This is a genomic window from Rhizobium sp. JAB6, assembly GCF_003024605.1.
Classification (GTDB): Bacteria; Pseudomonadota; Alphaproteobacteria; order Rhizobiales; family Rhizobiaceae; genus Rhizobium.
Genome location: NZ_PYJQ01000011.1, coordinates 32,945 through 53,156, shown reverse-complemented (window position 1 = coordinate 53,156; position 20,212 = coordinate 32,945). Strand labels below are relative to the sequence as shown.

5 protein-coding genes are annotated in these 20,212 nt (G+C 60.0%); 3 read left to right on the top strand and 2 right to left on the bottom strand.

From position 1 onward, the window contains the following. Positions 1-65 precede the first annotated feature (65 nt). Entirely contained in the window at positions 66-16,277 is a 16,212-nt protein-coding gene (locus tag C7U61_RS18640; protein WP_106999569.1) for a hemagglutinin repeat-containing protein, read from the top strand. Beyond that, on the top strand, positions 16,274-16,615 hold the full coding sequence (locus C7U61_RS19410; protein ID WP_146143966.1) for a hypothetical protein: 342 nt from the start codon (positions 16,274-16,276) through the stop codon (positions 16,613-16,615). Before C7U61_RS18640 ends, C7U61_RS19410 begins: the two co-directional genes overlap by 4 nt. A gap of 636 nt (positions 16,616-17,251) precedes the next feature. On the opposite strand, the gene C7U61_RS18635 is transcribed toward C7U61_RS19410, so the two are convergent. Further along, complete coding sequence (locus C7U61_RS18635; RefSeq protein WP_106999568.1) at positions 17,252-18,169, bottom strand: DUF1003 domain-containing protein; 918 nt, start codon at positions 18,167-18,169, stop codon at positions 17,252-17,254. A 469-nt stretch (positions 18,170-18,638) separates the two neighbouring features. Between C7U61_RS18635 and C7U61_RS18630 the strand changes: the two genes are divergently transcribed. Next, on the top strand, positions 18,639-19,595 hold the full coding sequence (locus tag C7U61_RS18630) for a phytanoyl-CoA dioxygenase family protein (protein ID WP_106999567.1): 957 nt from the start codon (positions 18,639-18,641) through the stop codon (positions 19,593-19,595). 117 nt (positions 19,596-19,712) lie between these two features. Here C7U61_RS18630 and C7U61_RS18625 read toward each other — a convergent pair whose 3' ends face one another. Further along, positions 19,713-20,198 (bottom strand): DoxX family protein, encoded by a 486-nt coding sequence (locus C7U61_RS18625; protein ID WP_106999566.1) that lies wholly within the window; start codon positions 20,196-20,198, stop codon positions 19,713-19,715. Between the last annotated feature and the right edge of the window lie 14 nt (positions 20,199-20,212).

Here is a 20,212-nt window from a genome sequence, read left to right as displayed (position 1 = left end):
TTTTCTGCCGCCCAGGCGACATCTGACAATGGCAAAAATCATCGTGCCAGGAAGTGGACGAGAAGATGAGCGACGAAAGAAGCGGATTGTCGAAAAAGATTGATCAGCTGGGTAGACTTACCCGGCAATCGCTTGCCATCTTGCTAAGTGGTTTGCTTATCTACCAGCCCATGCTGGCCAACGCGCAGTCCGTATCGGCTGCCGTATCGGCACCCGCGGTCAACCAGCCTCACGTCGGTACTGCCCCGAACGGTGTGCCGCTCATCGACATTGTCACACCGAATGGCGCCGGCCTCTCGCATAACAAGTACGACAATTTCAATGTCGGCACCCAGGGTCTGATCCTCAATAATTTCAAAGGCGAGCAAGGCACCTCGAACCTCGGCGGGGTGACACCGGGCAATCCAAATCTCAATGTCTCGAACCCGGCCTCGGTCATCCTCAACGAGGTTACCAGTGGCAACCGCTCAGCTCTGAATGGCCCGACCGAAGTCTATGGTGGTCGAGCTGACGTCATCATCGCGAATCCGAACGGGATCACCTGCGCGGGCTGCGGCTTCATCAATACGCCGCATGCGACGCTGACGACAGGCGTGCCGAATATCGGCGCCGACGGCAGCCTGACCGGCTTCACCGTCAATGGCGGCGATGTCACCTTCGAAGGGGCAGGCGGCAATTTCGCGGCTGCTCCTGGCGCTGTCGATCTGTTCGACGTGGTTTCCCGCCAGATCCATGTCAACGCGCTGATCTATGGCAAGACCGTCCGCCTGACTGGTGGTGCCAGCCAATACAACTATGCCACCGGCGAGGCGACGGCGCTGACCGGGATTGCCGGCACGCCAGAATATGCGATCGACGGCGCAGCGCTCGGTGCGATGCAGGCCGACCGTATCAAGGTCGTCGTCACCGAAAAGGGCGCTGGGGTCAAGATGAGCGGCGACATGGCCGCCAATGCCGGCGAACTGTCGCTCTCGGCCGACGGCAAGATCTCGATCGGCAATGCGTCCGCACGCGATGGCGTGACCATCGACTCGAAGCAGAAGGTCACAGCCGCCAAGGTGACCTCGAGGCAGAAGGTGGTGGTCAGGGCCGACCAGGGGATTACTCTGCAATCGGTCGCAGCGGATAGCGATATCGTGCTTGCAAGCGGAACCGGTCTGCTCAGCGTCTCCGGCGACATCAACAGCGGCACAAGCGTGCAGATGAGTTCAGGCGGCGGGATTGCTGCCGGAAGCGTCACCGCTGGCGCCGGTGCGGCGACGCTTGTCGCCACCTCAGGCGACATAGCGATTTCAGGGGCCGTCAATAGCACAGGTGACCTCAATCTGGCCGCCACGGCCGGCTCGATCTCGGCCGCCTCGCTGCAGAGCGGCCGGAATATCACACTGAACGCCAATCTCGGTGCAACCATCGCAGGCAATGTACAGGCGCAGGGCAATATCACGACCACCGGCCGGTCGATCTCAACCGGCAAGGTTATCTCCGGCATCAACATCGCAGCGACCAGCGCCAATCCGACTAGCAATGTAGTACTCGGCGCAGCCGGGGATCTCAGCATGACGGCGACCGGCGGCAGTATCGCGACGGGCGATCTTCTGTCGGCTGGAAGCCTCAAGGCGAGCGGGACAGGTAATGTCACTGCCGGTAATATCCAATCGGCCAACGGTCTAACAATCACGGCAGCATCGCTTGCGGCAAGCAGCATCACCTCCCATGGCGCGCTTGCAGTCAATACCGCGGGCGGCCGTGTTGACGTCAGCGGACAGGTCCTGGCTGCTAACAATATGCTGATCTCGGCTTCTGCCCTTCAGGCCGGTGCGATCGCCGCGGGCGTTGACTTTGCCGCTACTAATGCGGCTGGCGGCAGCATCGTTCTCGGTTCGTCAGGCACGCTTGCGCTGACCGCAGCGGCAGGCAATATCGTTGCCGACAAGTTGCTTTCGGCGGGTGATTTGACTGCTCAGGCCACCCAGCTGCAGGCAAACAACCTCGTCAGCCACGGCAATGTTGCGATCACCGCAAGCAGCATCGGCGGTGGCGTCAATGTCGCCAACCAATTGCTCAGCGCCGGCAATGTCACGATCAACAGCAACACCGGTGGCGTTGGCGTCGGCCTTCTTGCCTCCGGCGTCGACTTTACCGCCACCAAGGCCGCCGGCGGCAATATCGTGCTGGCGGGTAACGGCGATCTGACGATCAACGACAGCGCCGGCGCCGTCCAGGCAGGAACCATGCTTTCAGCCGGGGCGATCAATGCCACCGGTCAGACCATCGCCGTCGATGCGATCACCGGCGGCAAGAACATCATGCTGACCGGCGTCACCGGTGCGATGACTGGAAGCGGCAGTGTCAAGATTACCGGTCAGGTCCTTGGCGGCGGCAGTGTCGGCATCACCGGCTTGAGCATTGCAGCCGACGCCTTTGTCTCAGGCGTCGATATTAGCGCCACCAATGCGGCAGGCGGGCGCATCACCCTTGGCCCGACGGTCACGGGAACTGGCAATCTGACATTGACGAGCGCAGGCGCGATCAGCGCCGGAACGCTGTTGTCCGCAGGCGATCTCATCGCAAACGGCGCATCGATTACGTCAAGTAATATTTCCGCACATCACGACATGACGCTTGGCGGCGTGATTAGTGTCAGTGGCCAAATCCTGGGTGCCGGTAACGTATCGATCGCCGGCCCGAACCTCTCAGCGCAGACCATTGTCGCCGGCCTGGACTTCAACGCCACTGACGCAGCCGGCGGTAAAATCACCTTAGGCCCTAGTGGCGATCTAGGGGTATCAGTCAATGACGCCGTCACGGCGCCCACGATCCAAGCCGCGGGCGCAATTGATGTGAGCGGCGCGTCCGTCACAGCAGATTCGATCACCGGCCGCGAGAACATCACCCTAGCCGGCGCCACCACCGTCAACAATCAGATCCTCGGGAGAGGCAACGTCAGTGTTTCCGGGCCAAGCATCAAGGCCGGTAGTGTCGTTTCCGGCGTCGACTTTGCTAGGACGGCTGCCGCCAATGGCAACATCGTACTCGCCAGCGGTGGCGACCTGACGCTTTCGGCGGCAAACTCGCTCAACGTCGGCTCGCTGCTGTCGGCTGGCGGGCTCAGTGCGACCGCTTCGAGCCTCACGGCGAACAGCGTGACCGCCCATGGTGATATGACGCTCGGTGGCGCAATCAACATAGCGCAGCAGATTCTTGGGTCCGGCAATGTGCTGATCAGCGGCCAAAGCTTGTCGGCGCAGACCGTCGTCGCTGGCATCGATTTCAGCGGCACTAATGCTGCCGGTGGCAATATCGCACTCGGCCAGACCGGCGATTTGACCGTGTCGGTCAACGGTACCGTGGCGGTGCCAACCATACAGGCCGCTGGCGTCATCAAGGCAAGTGGCGCCACGCTCGCGGCCGACGCCATCACCGGCCATAACGACATCGCGCTTTCCGGCGCCACCACCGTAACGAACCAGGTGCTCGGCGGCGGTAGCGTCGGCATCTCCGGCCCAAGCATCAAGGCCGGCGCGATTATTTCTGGCATCGACTTCGCCGCCACGGCGGCCGCCAATGGGCATATCGTTCAGACAGCAAACGGCGATCTGACTCTTGACTCAAGCGGCGCAATCGACGGCGGAACATTACTGTCGGCGAGCGATCTCATTGCGAACGGCGCGACAATTACGGTCGGCAATATCTCTGCCCATCACGACATGACCCTCGGCGGCGTGATCAGCGTCAGTGGCCAGATCCTAGGCGCCGGTAACGTATCGATCAACGGCCCGAGTCTGTCCGCCCAGACTCTCGTTGCCGGCCTGGACTTCAATGCCACCGATGCGGCTGGCGGCAATATCGTTCTCGGTCAAACCGGTGATCTGAAGGTCGCAACCAGCGGCGCTGTGACAGTGCCGACGGTTCAAGCTGCTGGCACCATCGATATTCACGCCGCAACGGTCACCAGCGACGCGATTACCGGCCATAAGGACATCACCGTTTCGGCTGTGAGCGGTCCCGTTAACGTGACCAACCAGGTGTTGGGTGGCGGCAACGTCAGTCTCGCGGGTTCTGCCATCAAGGCCAGCGGCATTGTCTCCGGCATCGATTTCACAAGGACGGCTGCCGCCAATGGACATATCATCCAAACGGCGAGCGGCGATATTTCATTGACGTCGGCGGGCGCCATCAGTGCTGGCACACTGCTCTCAGCTGGCAATCTGAACGCCTCCGGTTCAACGGTCACCGCTGACGGCATCACGGCGCATGGCGACGTGACGCTCGGCGGCGCGATCAGTGTCACAAACCAGATCCTCGGGTCGGGCAACCTATTGATTACCGGTCAAAGCCTTTCCGCCCAAACCGTCGTGGCTGGCATCGACTTCGATGCGACCAACAGGGCAGGGGGCAATATTGTCCTTGGCCAGTCTGGCAATCTCGCGATTTCGGTCGGCGGTAGCTTGGCGGCGCCGACCATGCAGGCCGCGGGTGTGATCGATGTCCGCGGCGCGTCCATTTTCGCCGACGGGATCACGGGCCACAAGGACATCACGCTATCTGGCGCCACCGCTGTAACGAACCAAGTGCTGGGTGGAAGCAACGTCAGCATCTCTGGTTCCAGCATCAAGGCCGGCGCGATTATCTCTGGCGTCGACTTTGCCGCTACGTCCGCAGCCAACGGACAGATCGTTCAAACGTCAAGCGGCGATCTGACGCTTGCTTCGACCGGCAATATCAATGCGAACACGTTACTTTCGGCCGGCCGCCTCGACGCCGCAGGAACCGCCATCAACGCCAATGCTGTGACAGCACACGGCGACATGAGGCTGGCGGGAGCGATCAATGTCAACAGCCAGATCCTGAGCTCGGGCAATGTGCTAATTAGCGGTCAGAGCTTGTCGGCACAGACTCTGGTCGCTGGCATCGACTTTACCGCCACCAATGCCGCCGGCGGCAATATCGTTCTTGGTCAAACCGGTGACCTGAAGGTCGCAGCCAGTGGTGCCGTAGCGGTGCCGACAATACAGGCGGCTGGCATCATTGATATGCGCGCCGCATCGGTCACCAGCGATGCGATGACCGGTCACAAGGACATCACCGTTTCGGCCGTAAGCGGTCCCGTGGATGTGACCGGCCAAGTGCTTGGCGGAGGCAACGTTAATCTCTCGGGTTCTGCCATCAAGGCCAGCGGCATCGTCTCCGGCATCGATTTCACAAGGACGGCTGCCGCCGACGGACATATTATCCAAACGGCAAGCGGCAACATTACCGTGGCGTCATCCGGTAATGTCAGCATTGGTATGCTGCTTTCGGCAGGCAATTTGAATGCCTCCGGCTCGACCGTTACGGCTGACGGGATCACGGCCCATGGCGCCGTGACGCTCGGTGGCGCGATCAGTGTCACAAACCAGATCCTCGGGTCGGGCAACGTATCGATTACCGGTCAAAGCCTTTCCGCCCAAACCGTCGTTGCGGGCATCGACTTCGATGCGACCAACAGGGCAGGCGGCAACATTGTCCTGGGTCAGACCGGAGACCTGGCGGTATCGGCAAGCGGCGCCGTGACGGCGCCGACGATGCAATCCGCCGGCAGCATCAATGTAAGTGGCGCGACGATCAATGCAAATGCTGTCACCGGCCATGGCAACATTACCCTGTCCGGCCCGACCACCGTTACAAGCCAAGTCCTCGGCGGCGCTAACGTCAGTATCTCAGGACCGAGCATCAAGGCTGGTACTGTCGTTTCCGGTGTCGACTTTGCCAGGACGGCTGCCGCAAATGGCAATATCGTGCTCGCCGGCAGTGGTGACCTGACGCTTGCCTCGACGGGCACCGTCAACGCCGGCACTCTGCTCTCAGCTGGCAATTTGAACGCCTCCGGCTCGACTATCGCAGCCGATGGCGCGACCGCGCACGGCGCCGTGACACTCGATGGCGCGATCAGCGTTACAAACCAGATCCTTGGATCTGGCAACATATCGATTACCGGCCAGAGCCTGTCGGCACAAACTCTTGTCGCTGGCATCGACTTCAGCGCCACCAATGCTGTCGGTGGCAATATCGTCCTTGGTCAGACCGGCGATCTGACCGTGAACGTCAATGGCGCTGTTGCGGCGCCGACCATACAGGCTGCGGGTGCGATCGACATCGGCGGCGCGTCCGTCGCTGCAACCTCGATTACCGGCCACAAGGATGTTACTGTTTCTGGAACGGCGGTGGGGGGCGTCGCTGTCACTAATCAGATACTTGGCGTTGGCAATATTGGCATCTCCGGCACCAGCATCCAGGTTGGGACCATCGTCTCGGGTGTCGACTTCGCCGCCACTTCCGCCAACGGCGGAAACGTCGTCCAGACCTCAAGTGGCGACATTTCCTTGACATCGTCGGGCAACCTTAACGCTGGAGCGCTGCTGTCGGCCGGCAAGCTCAGCGCCTCTGGCTCGACCGTCGATGCTGATAGCGCAACAGCGCATGGTGCTGTGACGCTCAATGGCGCAACCACAATAAGCGGCCAGATTCTTAGCGCCGGCAATATCCTGATCACCGGCCAGAGCCTGTCAGCCCAAACCGTGGTTGCTGGCATCGACTTCGATGCGACAAACAGGGCAGGGGGCAATATCCTCCTTGGCCAGGCGGGCGACCTGCAGGTATCGGTCAATGGTGGCATTGCGGCTTCGACAGTGCAGGCCGCTGGTGCTGTCAACGCGAGTGGCGCTACTGTTACGGCCAACGCCATCACCGCTCACAAGGATATCACCCTTTCCGGAGCAGCGGTGGGTGGCGTCGCAATAACCAATCAGGTCCTTGGCGGCGGTAACGTCGGCATCTCCGGCTCGAGCATCAAGACCGGCGCTATCGTGTCGGGCGTCGATTTCGCCGCAACGGCAGTCGCCAATGGGAATATCGTCCAGACGACAAGCGGCAGCCTGACGCTCGCTTCGACCGGTGCGGTCAATACCGGTACATTGCTGTCGGCCGGTAGTTTTTTGGCCAGCGGTGCGACCGTGAATGCGGATGCGGTCACAGCGCATGGCGATATCACGCTTAATGGTGTCACCAGCATTACTGGCCAGATCCTCGGCGCCGGCAACATCCTGATCACTGGCCAGAGCCTGTCTGCCCAATCTGTCGTCGCCGGTATCGACTTCGACGCGACCAACAGGGCAGGCGGCAATATCATCCTTGGTCGAGCCGCGACGATTGCAGGCAATCGCGCCGGAGATCTTACCGCCCGGCTCAATGGCGGATTGTCTGCATCGACAATTCAGGCCGGCGGCGTCATCAACATCAATGCCGCGACCGTGACGGCCGATACCGTCACCGGCCACGAGGATATCGCACTTGCCGGTGCAACCACCGTCCATGGCCAAGTCCTTGGTGGCGGAAACATCAGCATCTCAGGTCCGAGCATCTCTGCAGGCGCGATCGTCTCCGGTGTCGATTTTACTGGCACCGCCGCCGCCAACGGCAATATCGTCCAGACATCAAGTGGCGATATGGCCCTGGCTTCGAGCGGTAATCTCACGATCGGCACGCTGTTGTCGGCAGGCAATTTGACCGCGCAGGCGAGCGATCTGAGCGCAAGCAGCATCACAAGCCATGGCACGACCGATCTGATGGCCAACGGTCGCGTCGACGTCAGTGGTCAGGTCCTATCGGCCGGCAATCTCTCGATCGATGGCGCCAGCCTCTACGCCGGGCTTCTGGTCTCCGGCGTGGATTTTGCGGCGACCGCAGCCAACGGCGGAAACATCGTGCTTGGAGGGGCCGGTAAGACGGACCTCACCGTCTCCGGCAATGCCACGGCAGGAACCATCCTGTCGGCAGGTGATGTCACGGCAAAGACGGCCAATCTCCAGGGGGGTAGCGTAACAAGCCACGGCAATGTCGGCATCACCGGCAATGTCGATGTGAGCAGCCAGATTCTTGCCGCCGGCGACCTCACCATCAGCGGTGGCAGCATCAGCGTGCCAACCCTGATCTCGGGCATCGACTTTGCCGCCACCAATGCCGCCGGCGGCAACATCGTACTGGCGTCGTCGGGAGCCATGAATCTGATGGCCTCCGGCAATATCACGGCTGGAACGATCCTTTCTGCCGGTGATCTCGCGGCAAGAGCCACAAATCTGACGGCGGCCAGCATCACCAGTCATGGCAAAGTCGATATTTTCGGCAATCTCGCAGCCACCAATCAGGTGATTTCCGCGGGCAATCTCACAATAAGCGGCGGTAGCATCAGTGCGCCCGTCTTGATTTCAGGTGTTGATCTTGCTGCCACCAATGCTCGTGGCGGCGGTATAGTGCTCGGAACTGCCGGCAATATGAACCTGACCACGTCTGCGGGCATTATCGCCCAGAGCATGCTGTCTGCCGGCGCTATCAATGCCAGCGGGTCTGCGATTGCAGCCTATGCTGTGACCGGACATGGCGACGTCACCCTCGCGGGCAGCAACAGCGTCAATGTCGCTGGCCAGCTCCTTAGTGCCGGCGATGTCTTGCTCTCCGGTTCGACCGTCCAACTCGGCCAGGCAGTTACCGGCGTCGATTTCGCGACCACTGCGCGATCGTCAAACGGCGCCATCGCTCTTGGACAAAGCGGCGATCTGACCATTAACGCCGGAAGTGCGTCAGCCAGCACGCTGATCGTCGCAGGCAACCTTAATGTGGCGGCGAGCGCCTTTACGGGCGGCAACACCACTGGCCACGGTGCGGTCGCGATCGGCTCTTCCACCAGTCCCGGTGCAGTCAGGATCAACGGCCAACTCCTGGGCGCCGGCAACGTCTCGATGACCGGATCAGCCGTCAGCGGCAATGTCATCGCGGCCGGCGTCGATTTTGCGGCGATGGACCAATCGGGTACCGGCAATGTCATTCTGGGCCAGGGCGGCAATCTCACGCTCGCAGCCACGACAGGCGACATCTCTTTCAACAGTCTGCTTGCTGCCGGGACGATTACGGCCAACGCTGCGAACAATATCAGTGCCAACGCCGTCGCCCATGGCGACCTGGCCCTGGCCGCGGGCAACGCCATCACGCTCACCGGCCAATCGCTGGGGACCGGCAATATCAATCTCAACGGTCGGTCGATCTCGATCGATACGCTGGTCTCCGGCGTCGATTTTGCCGCCACCAACGCTTCAGGCAACCGCAGCCTGATGCTGCGTCGCGCCGGCACGATGACGCTTGCCGCCTCGAACGGCAGCATCAGCGCGAACTCGTTGCTCTCGGGCGGCAATCTCTCGGCCACGGCGACGCAAAATATCGGCTACAACAGCCTGCAGAGCCTGGGGAGCGCAGCGCTCGCAAGCCCTGGCGCCATTTCCTACACCAGCACCACCCGCGTTGGCGGCAATCTGACGCTCAATACAGGCGCACTGGATCTCTCGGGCAGCAGGGGGAGCCGGATTGCCAGCGGCGGCACGCTGATCGTCAACGCTTCATCCGCCAATCTTTCGGGCAGCAATCTCATCTTTGGCGGCCTGAGCCTCAATGTCTCCGGTGGTGCCGATCTTTCCAATGCGCAAGTCAGCACCGTTACCAATGCTGGCGGTTCTGGCGACATCACCATCTCCGCTGCAGGCCTTGCCACCACCGCCGGTACTTCGCTGCTCGCCGCGCATGACCTGACGCTGAACCTGCCGTCGCTCGGCAATACCGGGCAGCTGGCGGCCGGCAACAATCTGACCTTCAACGTATCAGGCGATTTCTACAACAGCCCGTCCGGTCTCGTCTTTGCCGGCAACAATGCCAACCTCTTTGTCGGCGGCACGCTCACCAACGACCAGGGCGCTATCCTGTCCGGCAACGGTCTTACCATAGCAGGGCCTGGCGGTGGTCAGCGTAACGGCGCCGTCGTCAATTCGGCCGGTCTCATTCAGTCCGGCGGCTCCATGTCGATTCTGACCAACGGGTTGACCAATACCACGACCTCCGGACCGGCAATTCAACGCAACTTGCAGGTCTCCGACGACATCCTCAGCGCCTATGACGTGATCACCAGGACCTATGGCTGCGAAACGCGTTGCGGAACCGGTTCAGGCGACCATGAAGAGACCTACGCCTGGACGCAAACCGTCAATCACCTGGTCAGCCAGATCGTCTCGCAGGATCAGTTGATCAGCGGTGCCGGCGCCTCTGCGCAGATCCGGGCAGGCAGGGACCTGACCATGAATGCGACCAATCTCTGGAATGGCTACAGCTCAATCAAGTCCGACGGCAACATGCTTCTCACCGTCGCCGGTACCCTCACCAACGACGGCGCGACGCTCAACCGCACGACGCAAACGATCTGCGACAGCAGCGCCCCATGCCAATACTACCCGGATGTTGTCTCCTCCGACACCACGCAAGGCGGCCTGGATTGCAGCGGTCCCAACCGTCCCTGCATTGGCAGCAATGACCCGACGCTCACCTATTCACGGAATCCCAACGGCACGCGCGATCCCTCACGCGATCTGAACCCAGGTACAACGGTCAACGTGCAGGTGATCGGCGCCCTTTCAGGTGTCATCCAGGCGCGCGGCGCCCTTGCCATCAACGGCGGCGGGGCCGTCAACAATGTCGCCTCCAACGGCTCCATCGCAGGCCAGGTTGCGATCGACGCTCCGGCGACTGCGAACAATCCGCTCGGCGCCCTCAACAGCATGACTGCCGGCGGGGCATTGTTCAACGTCAGTGCGGCACTTTCAAACGTCGCAGCCAATGGCGGCGCCAATGCGGGCAGCGGTCCGGCGCTTACTGGGAGCGGCCCGACGATCGGTTCGGGACCGGCGATCAGCAGCGGTAATCTGCGAGCCAGCGGCGGCACCTCGATCAACAACGGCACTTTGACGGCAAATAGCGACGCCGCGGTAAGCAACCGTCGCGTAACCGTCGCGACCGGTCCTGCGGTCAGCGGCGGCGATATGGCCGTGGCCAATGGTGTTGCGGTCAGCGGCAACGGCCTGACAGCCGCAAGCAGCGCTTCAATCGGCAGCACCGGCGTTACGGCAGCTACCGGTGTTGCGGTCAGCAGCACTGCCGTGACAACGACGGCTAGTCCCTCGATAGGCAATACTGGAATGACTGCCGCGGCAGGCCCCGCAATCAGCGGCAACACCCTGACGGCTGCCGGCGCTTCGGTCAATCCGAACAGCCTCATGGGCAAGCTTACCGCCGCGATCGGCAATAGCGGCAATCTCACCCAGATCCTGCAGACGAACGGCACACAGCTCGCCTCGCTTGCCAAGCCGCAGTCGGGTGGCGTCGGCGGCACGGTTCCGGGCCAGGTCTTCCTGTTCGAGACACGCGCTGCCTTTCTTGATGTCTCCAAGTTCTATGGCTCGGCCTATTTCATTGACCGGGTCGGCTATACGCCCGAAACCAAGGTTCCCTTCCTCGGCGATGCCTACTTCGACAACCAGCTCATCGACGAGCAGATGCGGCAACTGGTCGGCAATGGTCTTGGCGCGGGATCCTTTGTTCCAGGCGATAACGCCACCGACCAGATGAAGACACTGCTCGATAACGGTGTCGCCTATGCTGCAGCAAACGGGCTCGGCCTGGGGCAGGCGTTGACGCCTCAGCAGGCCGCGTCGCTGACGCAATCGATGGTCATCTACCAGACCGAGATCGTCGACGGCGCGCCGGTGCTGGTGCCGGTCGTCTATCTTTCGGCAGCAGACCGCGCCAAAACCACGTCCGCGGCGATCATCGCCGGCAACACGGTCAGCATCGATGCCGGCTCCGTCGACAATTCCGGCTCGATTGCCGCGGCCGACGGCATGACCATCAACGCGGGCAGCATCAAGGCGAATGGCGGGGCTTTCCTCGCCGGCGGCAATATGAATCTCAATGCCGAAAACGGAATCACGCTCGCCGCCCAAACCATGAATATCGGCGGACAGACCGTGGTTGCCGCCAATGGCGGCATCACGGCCGGCGGCAACCTGAAAATGGATGCCGGCGCGGGCGGCCTGACGCTGAGCGGGACGAAGGTGGCCGCAGGCGGCAGCGCGCAGCTTTCCGGCCAGACCGTCACGATCGGCGCCGTCAAGCAGGATAATGGCGGCGTCCAGACACTCGTCGGGACCTCGGTAACGACTGGCGGCAATCTGAGCATTGCCGGCACCAACGGCGTCAACATCATCGCCAGCTCCGCCAAGGTCGGTGGCGATCTTTCCATCGCCTCATCGAGCGGTTCTGTCAGCATCATCTCTGCTGGCGTTGAAAATACCGTTCTCACCAAGGACCGCCTGAATCTATCGCAGGGCGGCACGATCACGACCACGACCAGCCAGATCCAGCAGGGCTCGTCGCTCATCGCCGGCGGCGCCATGCTGGTATCAGGCAATCAGGGCGTGCTGATCGGTGGCTCGTCGCTTATGGCCGGCGGCAATCTTGGCATCGTCTCGACGAACGGCAATATCGCGATCACCGCCTCGCAGGACCAGACGACCAGCCAATCGAAGACGATCGCCGGTGCCGCTACCGGCTACAAGGGCGGCCAGTCATCCGCGACCGCCGTCACCAGCAACGGTTCGTCGATCACTTCTGACAGCGGAAGTGTTGTCGTTCAGGCATACAATGGAGACATCAGCGTCGTCGGCTCCGACATCAATTCCAAGAGCGGAAGCGCCAATCTATTCGCCAATGGAGATGTCACCGTCGGCGAGGCAATCGACAGTGCGTCTTCGTCCAGTAGTAGCGGCAAGACGAAGCGTAGCGAGACGACGACCACGGCGAACGGTTCCTCTATTTCCGGCCAAGGGGGGATCAATATTGGCTCTAAGTCCGGCGACGTTACCATATCAGCGTCGCAAGTCGTCGCCGGCGACGCTTCGCACAAAACTGACGCAAATATCAGCGCTGCCGGCAACATAGTCGTCGCTTCCGGCAAAGATACCGACGAGACTATCTCCGACAGCAAAAAGAGCGGCTTCCTGTCTTCCTCGAAGACCCACACGCATACCTACGACGAGGATACTGTCGGCTCCTCCATCTCGGCCTCCGGCAATGTGACCATCAACGCCGGTGGCGAAAGCGTGATCTCCGGATCGAGTGTTGCCGCCGGCGGTAATCTCGCCCTTTCGGGCTCGACCGTCACGGTCATGGGCGCCGAGGAAGAGCACGAGAGCGACAAACAGGTCAAGAAATCCGGTATCGGTGTTGGCTCCGGCGGTGGCTTCATCTCCATTTATGGATCGAAGGACTCGAAGAGCAGCCAGAGCTCAACCGATAATATAGGCTCGGTGCTTTCGTCTGGTGGCACGACGTCGATCACGTCCACCCAAGGCGACGTCAACATCTTCGGCTCGTCCTCGCATTCCGGCGCCGGCACGGTGATCTCGTCGGCACGCGACGTCAATATCGCGCCCGGTGCCGAGGAGCAGTCGTCCTCCAGCGAAACCAAGCGCTCCGGCTTCGGCATCAACTTCTCCTCCGGTGACGGCAGCCTGTCGATCGGCATTGGCGTCGCCAAATCGGAAGAGAAGCGTTCGAAAGACGCGAATATCAATGCCGTCACCACGCTGGATTCCGATGGCAGCATCACCATTGCCGCCAATCGTAATATCAACGATCAGTCCGGAAAGATCCTGGCCGCCGGCTCGATCGGCTTGATCGCAGGCGACAACGTCAACATGCTCTCGAACAACGACGTGACCAATGCCTCCGAGATGCAGAAGAAGAGCTTTGCCGGTGTCAGCCTGACGGTCCAGTCGTCGCTGATCTCGGCGGGACAACAGGCGATGCAGGCGGGCAGCCTGCTATCTGGGGACAATGGCATCTACGGGATAGCTCCGGCGGTTCTGGCCGGCGTCAAGGGCTATCAGGCGATCACGTCGACTATGGACGCCATTAATGCGGCGCCCGATCCAAAAACTGGCCTCAAGCCCGCCGTTGCCGGGATCTCTCTGACCGCCGGTTACAGCTTCAGCGAAAGCTCGCAGCAGTCCACGACCTCGATTCCGGTTCCGCCCGAGATCCGCGGCAGCTCGGTGAGCATCATTGCGCAATCCGGTGATGTCGTCGGCCGCGGCGTGCAGATCAGCGCCGGCATGGGCAAGGATGGCAAAGCACCGGCTCTTTCCAGTGATCCGGATAACGGCAGCGTGCTGATTTCCGCGGCAGGCAATGTGGATCTCGAAAGCGTCCAGGCGACCAACGACAGCAAGAGTAGCAGCAAGTCGGGCAGTGTCAGCGTCGGCATAGGCGCGAGTATCGATGCCAACGGCAACATCTTCAACGCCGGCCCGACCGCGAACGCCGCCTACGGGTCTGGTAAGCAGGTGGCAAGCTCGGTCACGCAGATCAATACGAATGTCAGCGGCACTAATACGGTCACAGTCGTCTCTGACGACACGCTGACGCTGGCCGGTGGCGTGCTCTCCGGCAAGACGGTCAACGCCATCGCCGCCAACGGGATCGTGATCGAAAGTCGCCAGGACACGGCATCCTACGATGAGAAGTCCAAGAGTGCCCAGCTCGGCATTAGTTCCGGCGGCATCAGCGGCGGCTATAATCAGGGCACCATCACCGGCGACTATGCCAACGTATCCCAGCAAAGCGGCATCTTCGCTGGTTCCGGCGGCTATCACGTCAATACCGATGGTACCATAGATCTGAGGGGCGGCTTTATCGGTTCGACCGCCGCTGCCGCCAACAATAATCTGAACGCCAATCAGATCCTTTATTCCGACATCGGCAATTCGATGTCGGCATCCTCGAGCAGTTACGGTTTCAGCTTGATCGGCGGCGGTATTCCCGTCCCGGTCGTCGGTCAACCGGCCAAGCAGAGCGACAGCGGCGCGACGTTGGCGACGATCACGCCGGGCAACTGGAATCTGACGGGCCAGAGCCAGGATCTTTCCGGCCTTAACACCGATGCCTCCAAGGCCAATAAGACCGTCGACCCGTTCGACATCGACAAGCTCAAGGCCCAGCAGCAAAGCGCTGCGGCATTGTCGACGCTTCTTAACATGGGTGTCGGCGAGCTTTCAGATCGGCTCGGTTTTATTGAAGGATCTGCCGAAAAGGTTGCTCTACACGCTGCAGTCGGCGCCATCGTGTCACAAGTCGCTGGCACCAACGTTGGTTCCGGTGCTCTCGGTGGTGCGCTGAGTGAAATCGCCAATGGCGTACTTCAACAGGTCCTGCAGACCAATCCTAACCTCACGGACACGCAGAAGAGCGCCATTACCCAATGGGTAGCGGCAGCTGTCGGCGCTGCTGCCGGCGGAGGTACGGGCGCTGCCGCTGCGCTCGATAATGTCAACTATAACTATCTGACGCATAAGGAGGCTAAGGAGCTCGAACTCGCCGAATTGGCCTGCCGGGGCGGCAGCGCTAAGGATTGCAAGCGCCATGATGAGCTTCTCGATCTCTCTCAGTCGCGTGACGACCAACTGAAGAGTTGTGCCGGAAACTCATCGAGCGAATGTGTCAAAGCCAGAACCGATTTGCGCATTGCAGCGGCACAATATGTGGATGCCGCTCTGACGGGCGATGGCGAATATGCTACGCCGATTGGAAGCCTACAAAGGCAATGGGCGCTTTTGCAAGCTTATGACTATGCTGACGACAGCGATCTGGGTCAAATCGCCGATGCGGATCGTATCGCTGCAAATTTCAAGAGTGACGAAGCAAAGGCACTGCTCACGGCGTCAAAGAGCGGATTATCCGCCGCACTTCGCAGCGAAATCCTTTACGGCGTCGTAACGCTCGGCCAGAATGGACCGTCAGGAAAAGGCTCCACAACCGGGCCTGGTGCAAGTGAAGTACCATTTGAGGAAGTCATTGGTGGCCCCGCTGGTACCACGCAGCGAGTCGATGTGTCCCGCGCGACTCGAGGGACCCCGGAATACGATCTCTTGAATGATCCGCCGGCAAATACAACCGTGGAGCTGAGCAACGGTACGAAATTCAAAACCAACTCGGGTGGCTACGTTGAGGAAATTACTTTCCAGCCGGTCGATAGCCCTGGTGTGCGCGACAGCCGGCAAACGGCAGTTGGCAAAGAGGGTATCGCGGGGGATGTTGGAGGCCATATTCAGGCTTGCCGCTACGGAGGCACATGCGATAGGTTTAACCTGTTTCCGCAAAACTCGAATTTTAACAACGGCGCTTATAAGAGCTGGGAAAATGAGATCAGTGGTGCGCTCAAAAATGGTGATGACGTGGGCACGGTGACCGTGACATTTGGCAGATCAGATCCGAACAACGCCCGCCCGGATACTCTGGAAGTCGAGTACAAAATCAACGGTGTGACACAAGTTCGGCAATTTGAGAACAAACCTGGAGGTGGTCAGTGAACCCTATCGAAGAACAAAGACTGATAATTGACCAGCTGTATCGTATTGTAATCGGTAGTTGCCCTTCGAATATCGAAACCGCAAAATGCCGATTTGACTATCAGCGGTTCGGAGATGGCAGTTCTAGCGTAAATCAAAGGTTTGAATACGTTGAAGCAGGAAATTTAGTTTCCGCCGGGCTGAATCGAAACCTACGCGCGCCGGTAATGCAGCTTGTTAAGCAACTCCACATGAAGATGAAGGCGCACACGGGCGGCGACTGGCAAGCCTTTACCTTGCTAGTTAATAAGGATGGCAGTGTAACTACCAAATTCGAATATCCCGAGACCAACCTCTGACTCTCAGGCCGTGTATAACCCACCCGCCAATAATTCGATCAATGGAGGAGCGGCTTCCTGACGCTCAGGCATTTTTGCAGTGGCTAACGGCCAACATACCTGGGAGTGAACAGCCGTTGGCAATGATCAGTGCGCGGTGGCGCAACATCAACAAGACGGCGCTAAAGTCTCCGAGGCGGCGATTGCACTGCGCGAGGCTGTCTATGAACTCCTTGTCGCCTGCGTCGCCGATGTCGCCCCGCCGATTGAAGTGGCCAAAGTCACGCGGCCGCTCCCTAAGGTGGGTTGGTAGGTGAGGCAACCAAATGGGTTACGGCAAACACGGGGCGCTTGCAGGGCGTGCTGACCAGCCTGACGAGCATGGCCTCAACGATCACGCCATTGGCGATCAGTGAGATCTATTTCGCCCCAAGGCATGTCTTTACCGGGTCGGTCTGGGTGCTCAGCGTTTCGTCTTATCTCCTGTGCGTGCCAGTCCTATTTACAAACCGGCCTCAGGCAGATCAACCGAGTGAAGCAGCAGCGGACAGGCAAGGGGAGCGCTCGTGACCGCAGCCACGGGGCGGCGCGAAGGGTGCAAGCGAGCAAGAGCCATCTATGCGGGGCGCCGGGCAACAGCCACCCGCTTGTCCACGGTCAGTTGACGGAATCGTCCGGATCGGGGTCCTTGCCTTTGGTGAAGAGGCTCTTCAGCGCGCTGGTCTTCGCCTTCGCCGCCTTGTTGGCCTTGATCGCCCTTGTGGCGGCTTTGGCCTGTTCCAGCATCATCTCGATCTGGATCTGCTGGATCTCGGTCAGGCGCTCCCATTGGCGGTTGAGGAGGTGGTCGACCTTTTCATGCAGGTGGCGGATTTCCAGTTCGGCCTTCAGGTTGACCTTGTAGTCGTTGAGAGCGCGCAGACGATCCTTCTCTTCCTGGCGGCGCTGGCTCATCATGATGATCGGCGCCTGCAGGGCTGCAATGGTCGAGAGGACCAGGTTCAGCAGGATGAACGGATAGGCGTCGAATGCCGCTTTATCGCCCATGATGAGGTTAATGGCCATCCAGACGGCGAGAAACAGACAGAAAGAGATAATGAACGTCCAGCTGCCGCCGAAGGACGCGACGCCATCTGCCATGCGGTCGCCAATCGAACGGTGGTCCTCGTAATCCTCTTCGATGTTCTCGGCCAGCGTATCATGCGTCTTCAAGCTTTCGACGACCTCGTCCTCGAGGTTGGAAAGCTCGCCGCGCTCCACTGTCAGCAGCTCGGCGATATATTGGGCGCGATAGTCGTCCATGACCTTGCGACTGATATAATCGTCGGCGCGAAGCTCCGGATGCTTCAGCCGCATGAAATCCGCCAGCGAGGGGCGGAGGTCATCGACATGCACGGCATCTTTTTTCTTGAGCACCTGACCGGTGATGGCGTCGACCAGCTTGACGGACTTGGCCTTCGCCTGGGCAAGGCTCTTGGTATAATCGTCCATCTCCACCACAGTCGGGCTTTCGCCCTCGCCCGCGTCGAAATCAACGATGCCTTCCGCCGGCTCAAAGCTCTTCGTTTCTGTCATCTAGGGGGCCTTCTTTGACGTTTTCTCGCTCATTTAGCCAATAATGCGAACAGGAATATGACTGTTAGAAGACAGAAAATATTGCGGTAGGTGCAGACCGCTATCCATCCGCAACTTTACTGTTCCATTTGCTCCTATCAAATTTCTAGCGCCATTATCCTAAGCAACGGCAAACACAATACGCCGTTCTTGCAATCCGCTATGCCGGATTTGATCCGGTCCTTCAAAAACAACCTTCCCGGGCGATTTCTTAAGCGTTTTCAATAGCAGTACGTGTTTCTCTAGGAATTTCTACGGACTCAATCACGTTTCGATTTTCACACCCTTGACCAAGGTTGGCCGACTTCTATTTGCCGCGTTGCAAAGACATTCGCGAGAGCGAATAAAATGTTTAGGTCTCAAATGAATTATCGTTAGCGGGTTTGGGGGCCTGTGGGCGGGATCTTTTGAAGGCGTGGAAAGGACCGCGATGCACAATCCCCCTGCTGAAGACTTGGAGTCTATCGCCCGACAAGGCAGCCGGTTCAAGCGAATGGCTGTCAGGATACCGACTTACCTGACTGATCTCAAAGAGAATCCAGCCTGGCTGCCTATGTTCCTGTTGGCCAGGACCCTGCCGTTTCGGCGCATCCATTGGCTTGCCACCAAGCAGCCCGTCAGGCTTCCCGTTTCCGGCCCCTCGATGTTTTCCGGTGTCGAGCGCAGCGCTGTCGTCAATGCTCTCCGCAGTGACGGTATCTATCCGAACCTGATGCTGCCGGATCATATTCATCGGGAAATCGCCGAATTCGCCGCCAACACTGCCTGCTTCGGCAATTTCAACAGAAAGCTCGAATTTGTCGCAAGCGAACATAAGGAAGCGGAAGCTCGATTCGGGCGGCCACTTCTGAGCGGGCACTTCTTCGAGCGCTCGCTCGATTGCGAAGCCGTCATGGCGGTTCAGCGTGATCCGCTGCTGATTGATGTCGCCCGCCAGTATCTCGGCGGCCAGGCCAAAGTGATCACCACCCGTATCTGGTGGAGCTTTCCGACCCAGGCCTCCGAGGCCGATAGAAGCCTTGCTTCGCTCGACAAATACCACTTCGATCTCGATGATTGGCGGATGCTGAAATTCTTCTTCAATCTCGTCGATGTGGACGAGGGCACAGGCCCGCACGTTTTCGTCAAGGGAAGCCATCGCCGTCGTCGGGTCCGGCATCAGCTGACCTTGCTTGTCGGGCATCCGGCGAACGAGGTGCTCGACTATTATGGCGAAGCGAATGCGCTGACGCTGACCGGCAAGGCCGGCTCTGGTTTCGTTGAAGATCCCTTCGGCTTCCATATGGGCACCGTGCCGACGCAGAAGCCGCGGCTGATGATGGAGGTGGGCTTCGGCGTTTCGAAGCCGTCGCGTCGCCGCTTCCACGGCGAACCCGTGCTGCGCTAGGGCAAGCCGCGCGACGTCGACTGCGGTTTTGCAACAACGCCAGGTGCAAAATCAAAATGCGCATTTAGCTGGCATCAAGGAGCGCCACTCGCAATTGGCGCTCCCCTCTCGCCGATCTCACGCCGAGCGGCTGAATCGCCTGGCAATCAGATGGTCGAGCGCGATGCGCCCTGGCCCGCCCGCGATGATCACCAGAAAGCAGGTTGCCCATGTACCGTGCGTCGGCCAGGCATCGGGATAGACGAAGATCTCGATGACGAGGGTCATGCCGAGCAGCGCCAGCGCCGAGAGCCGGCTTGCCAATCCGATGATCAGCATAAATGGAAAGAAGTGCTCGCTGAAAGCGGCGATATGGGCGGCGATCCAGGGATCGACCAGCGGCAGCTTGTATTCCGTCTGAAAGAGATAGACGGCATTGTCGGTCACGTGCCAGCCATCCACCTTGGTCTGGCCGGATTGCCAGAAGACGGCGGCGATCGACAGCCGCGCAATGAGTGCGATCAGGTCATGCGGAATGCGGTCGAGAAGTTTCAGGATGCCATAGAGCTTTTTGGGCATGGTTTCGCGTTCGGCCGGTGCGGCCGTCATCATCCGGTTCTGCATCTTCATTCCTCTTG

Bases quoted from the DNA above. Each gene is read 5' to 3' on its own strand.
- C7U61_RS18640 (WP_106999569.1), top strand. From the start codon at position 66: ATGAGCGACGAAAGAAGCGGATTGTCGAAAAAGATTGATCAGCTGGGT.
- C7U61_RS18635 (WP_106999568.1), bottom strand. From the start codon at position 18,169: ATGACAGAAACGAAGAGCTTTGAGCCGGCGGAAGGCATCGTTGATTTC.
- C7U61_RS18630 (WP_106999567.1), top strand. From the start codon at position 18,639: ATGCACAATCCCCCTGCTGAAGACTTGGAGTCTATCGCCCGACAAGGC.
- C7U61_RS18625 (WP_106999566.1), bottom strand. From the start codon at position 20,198: ATGCAGAACCGGATGATGACGGCCGCACCGGCCGAACGCGAAACCATG.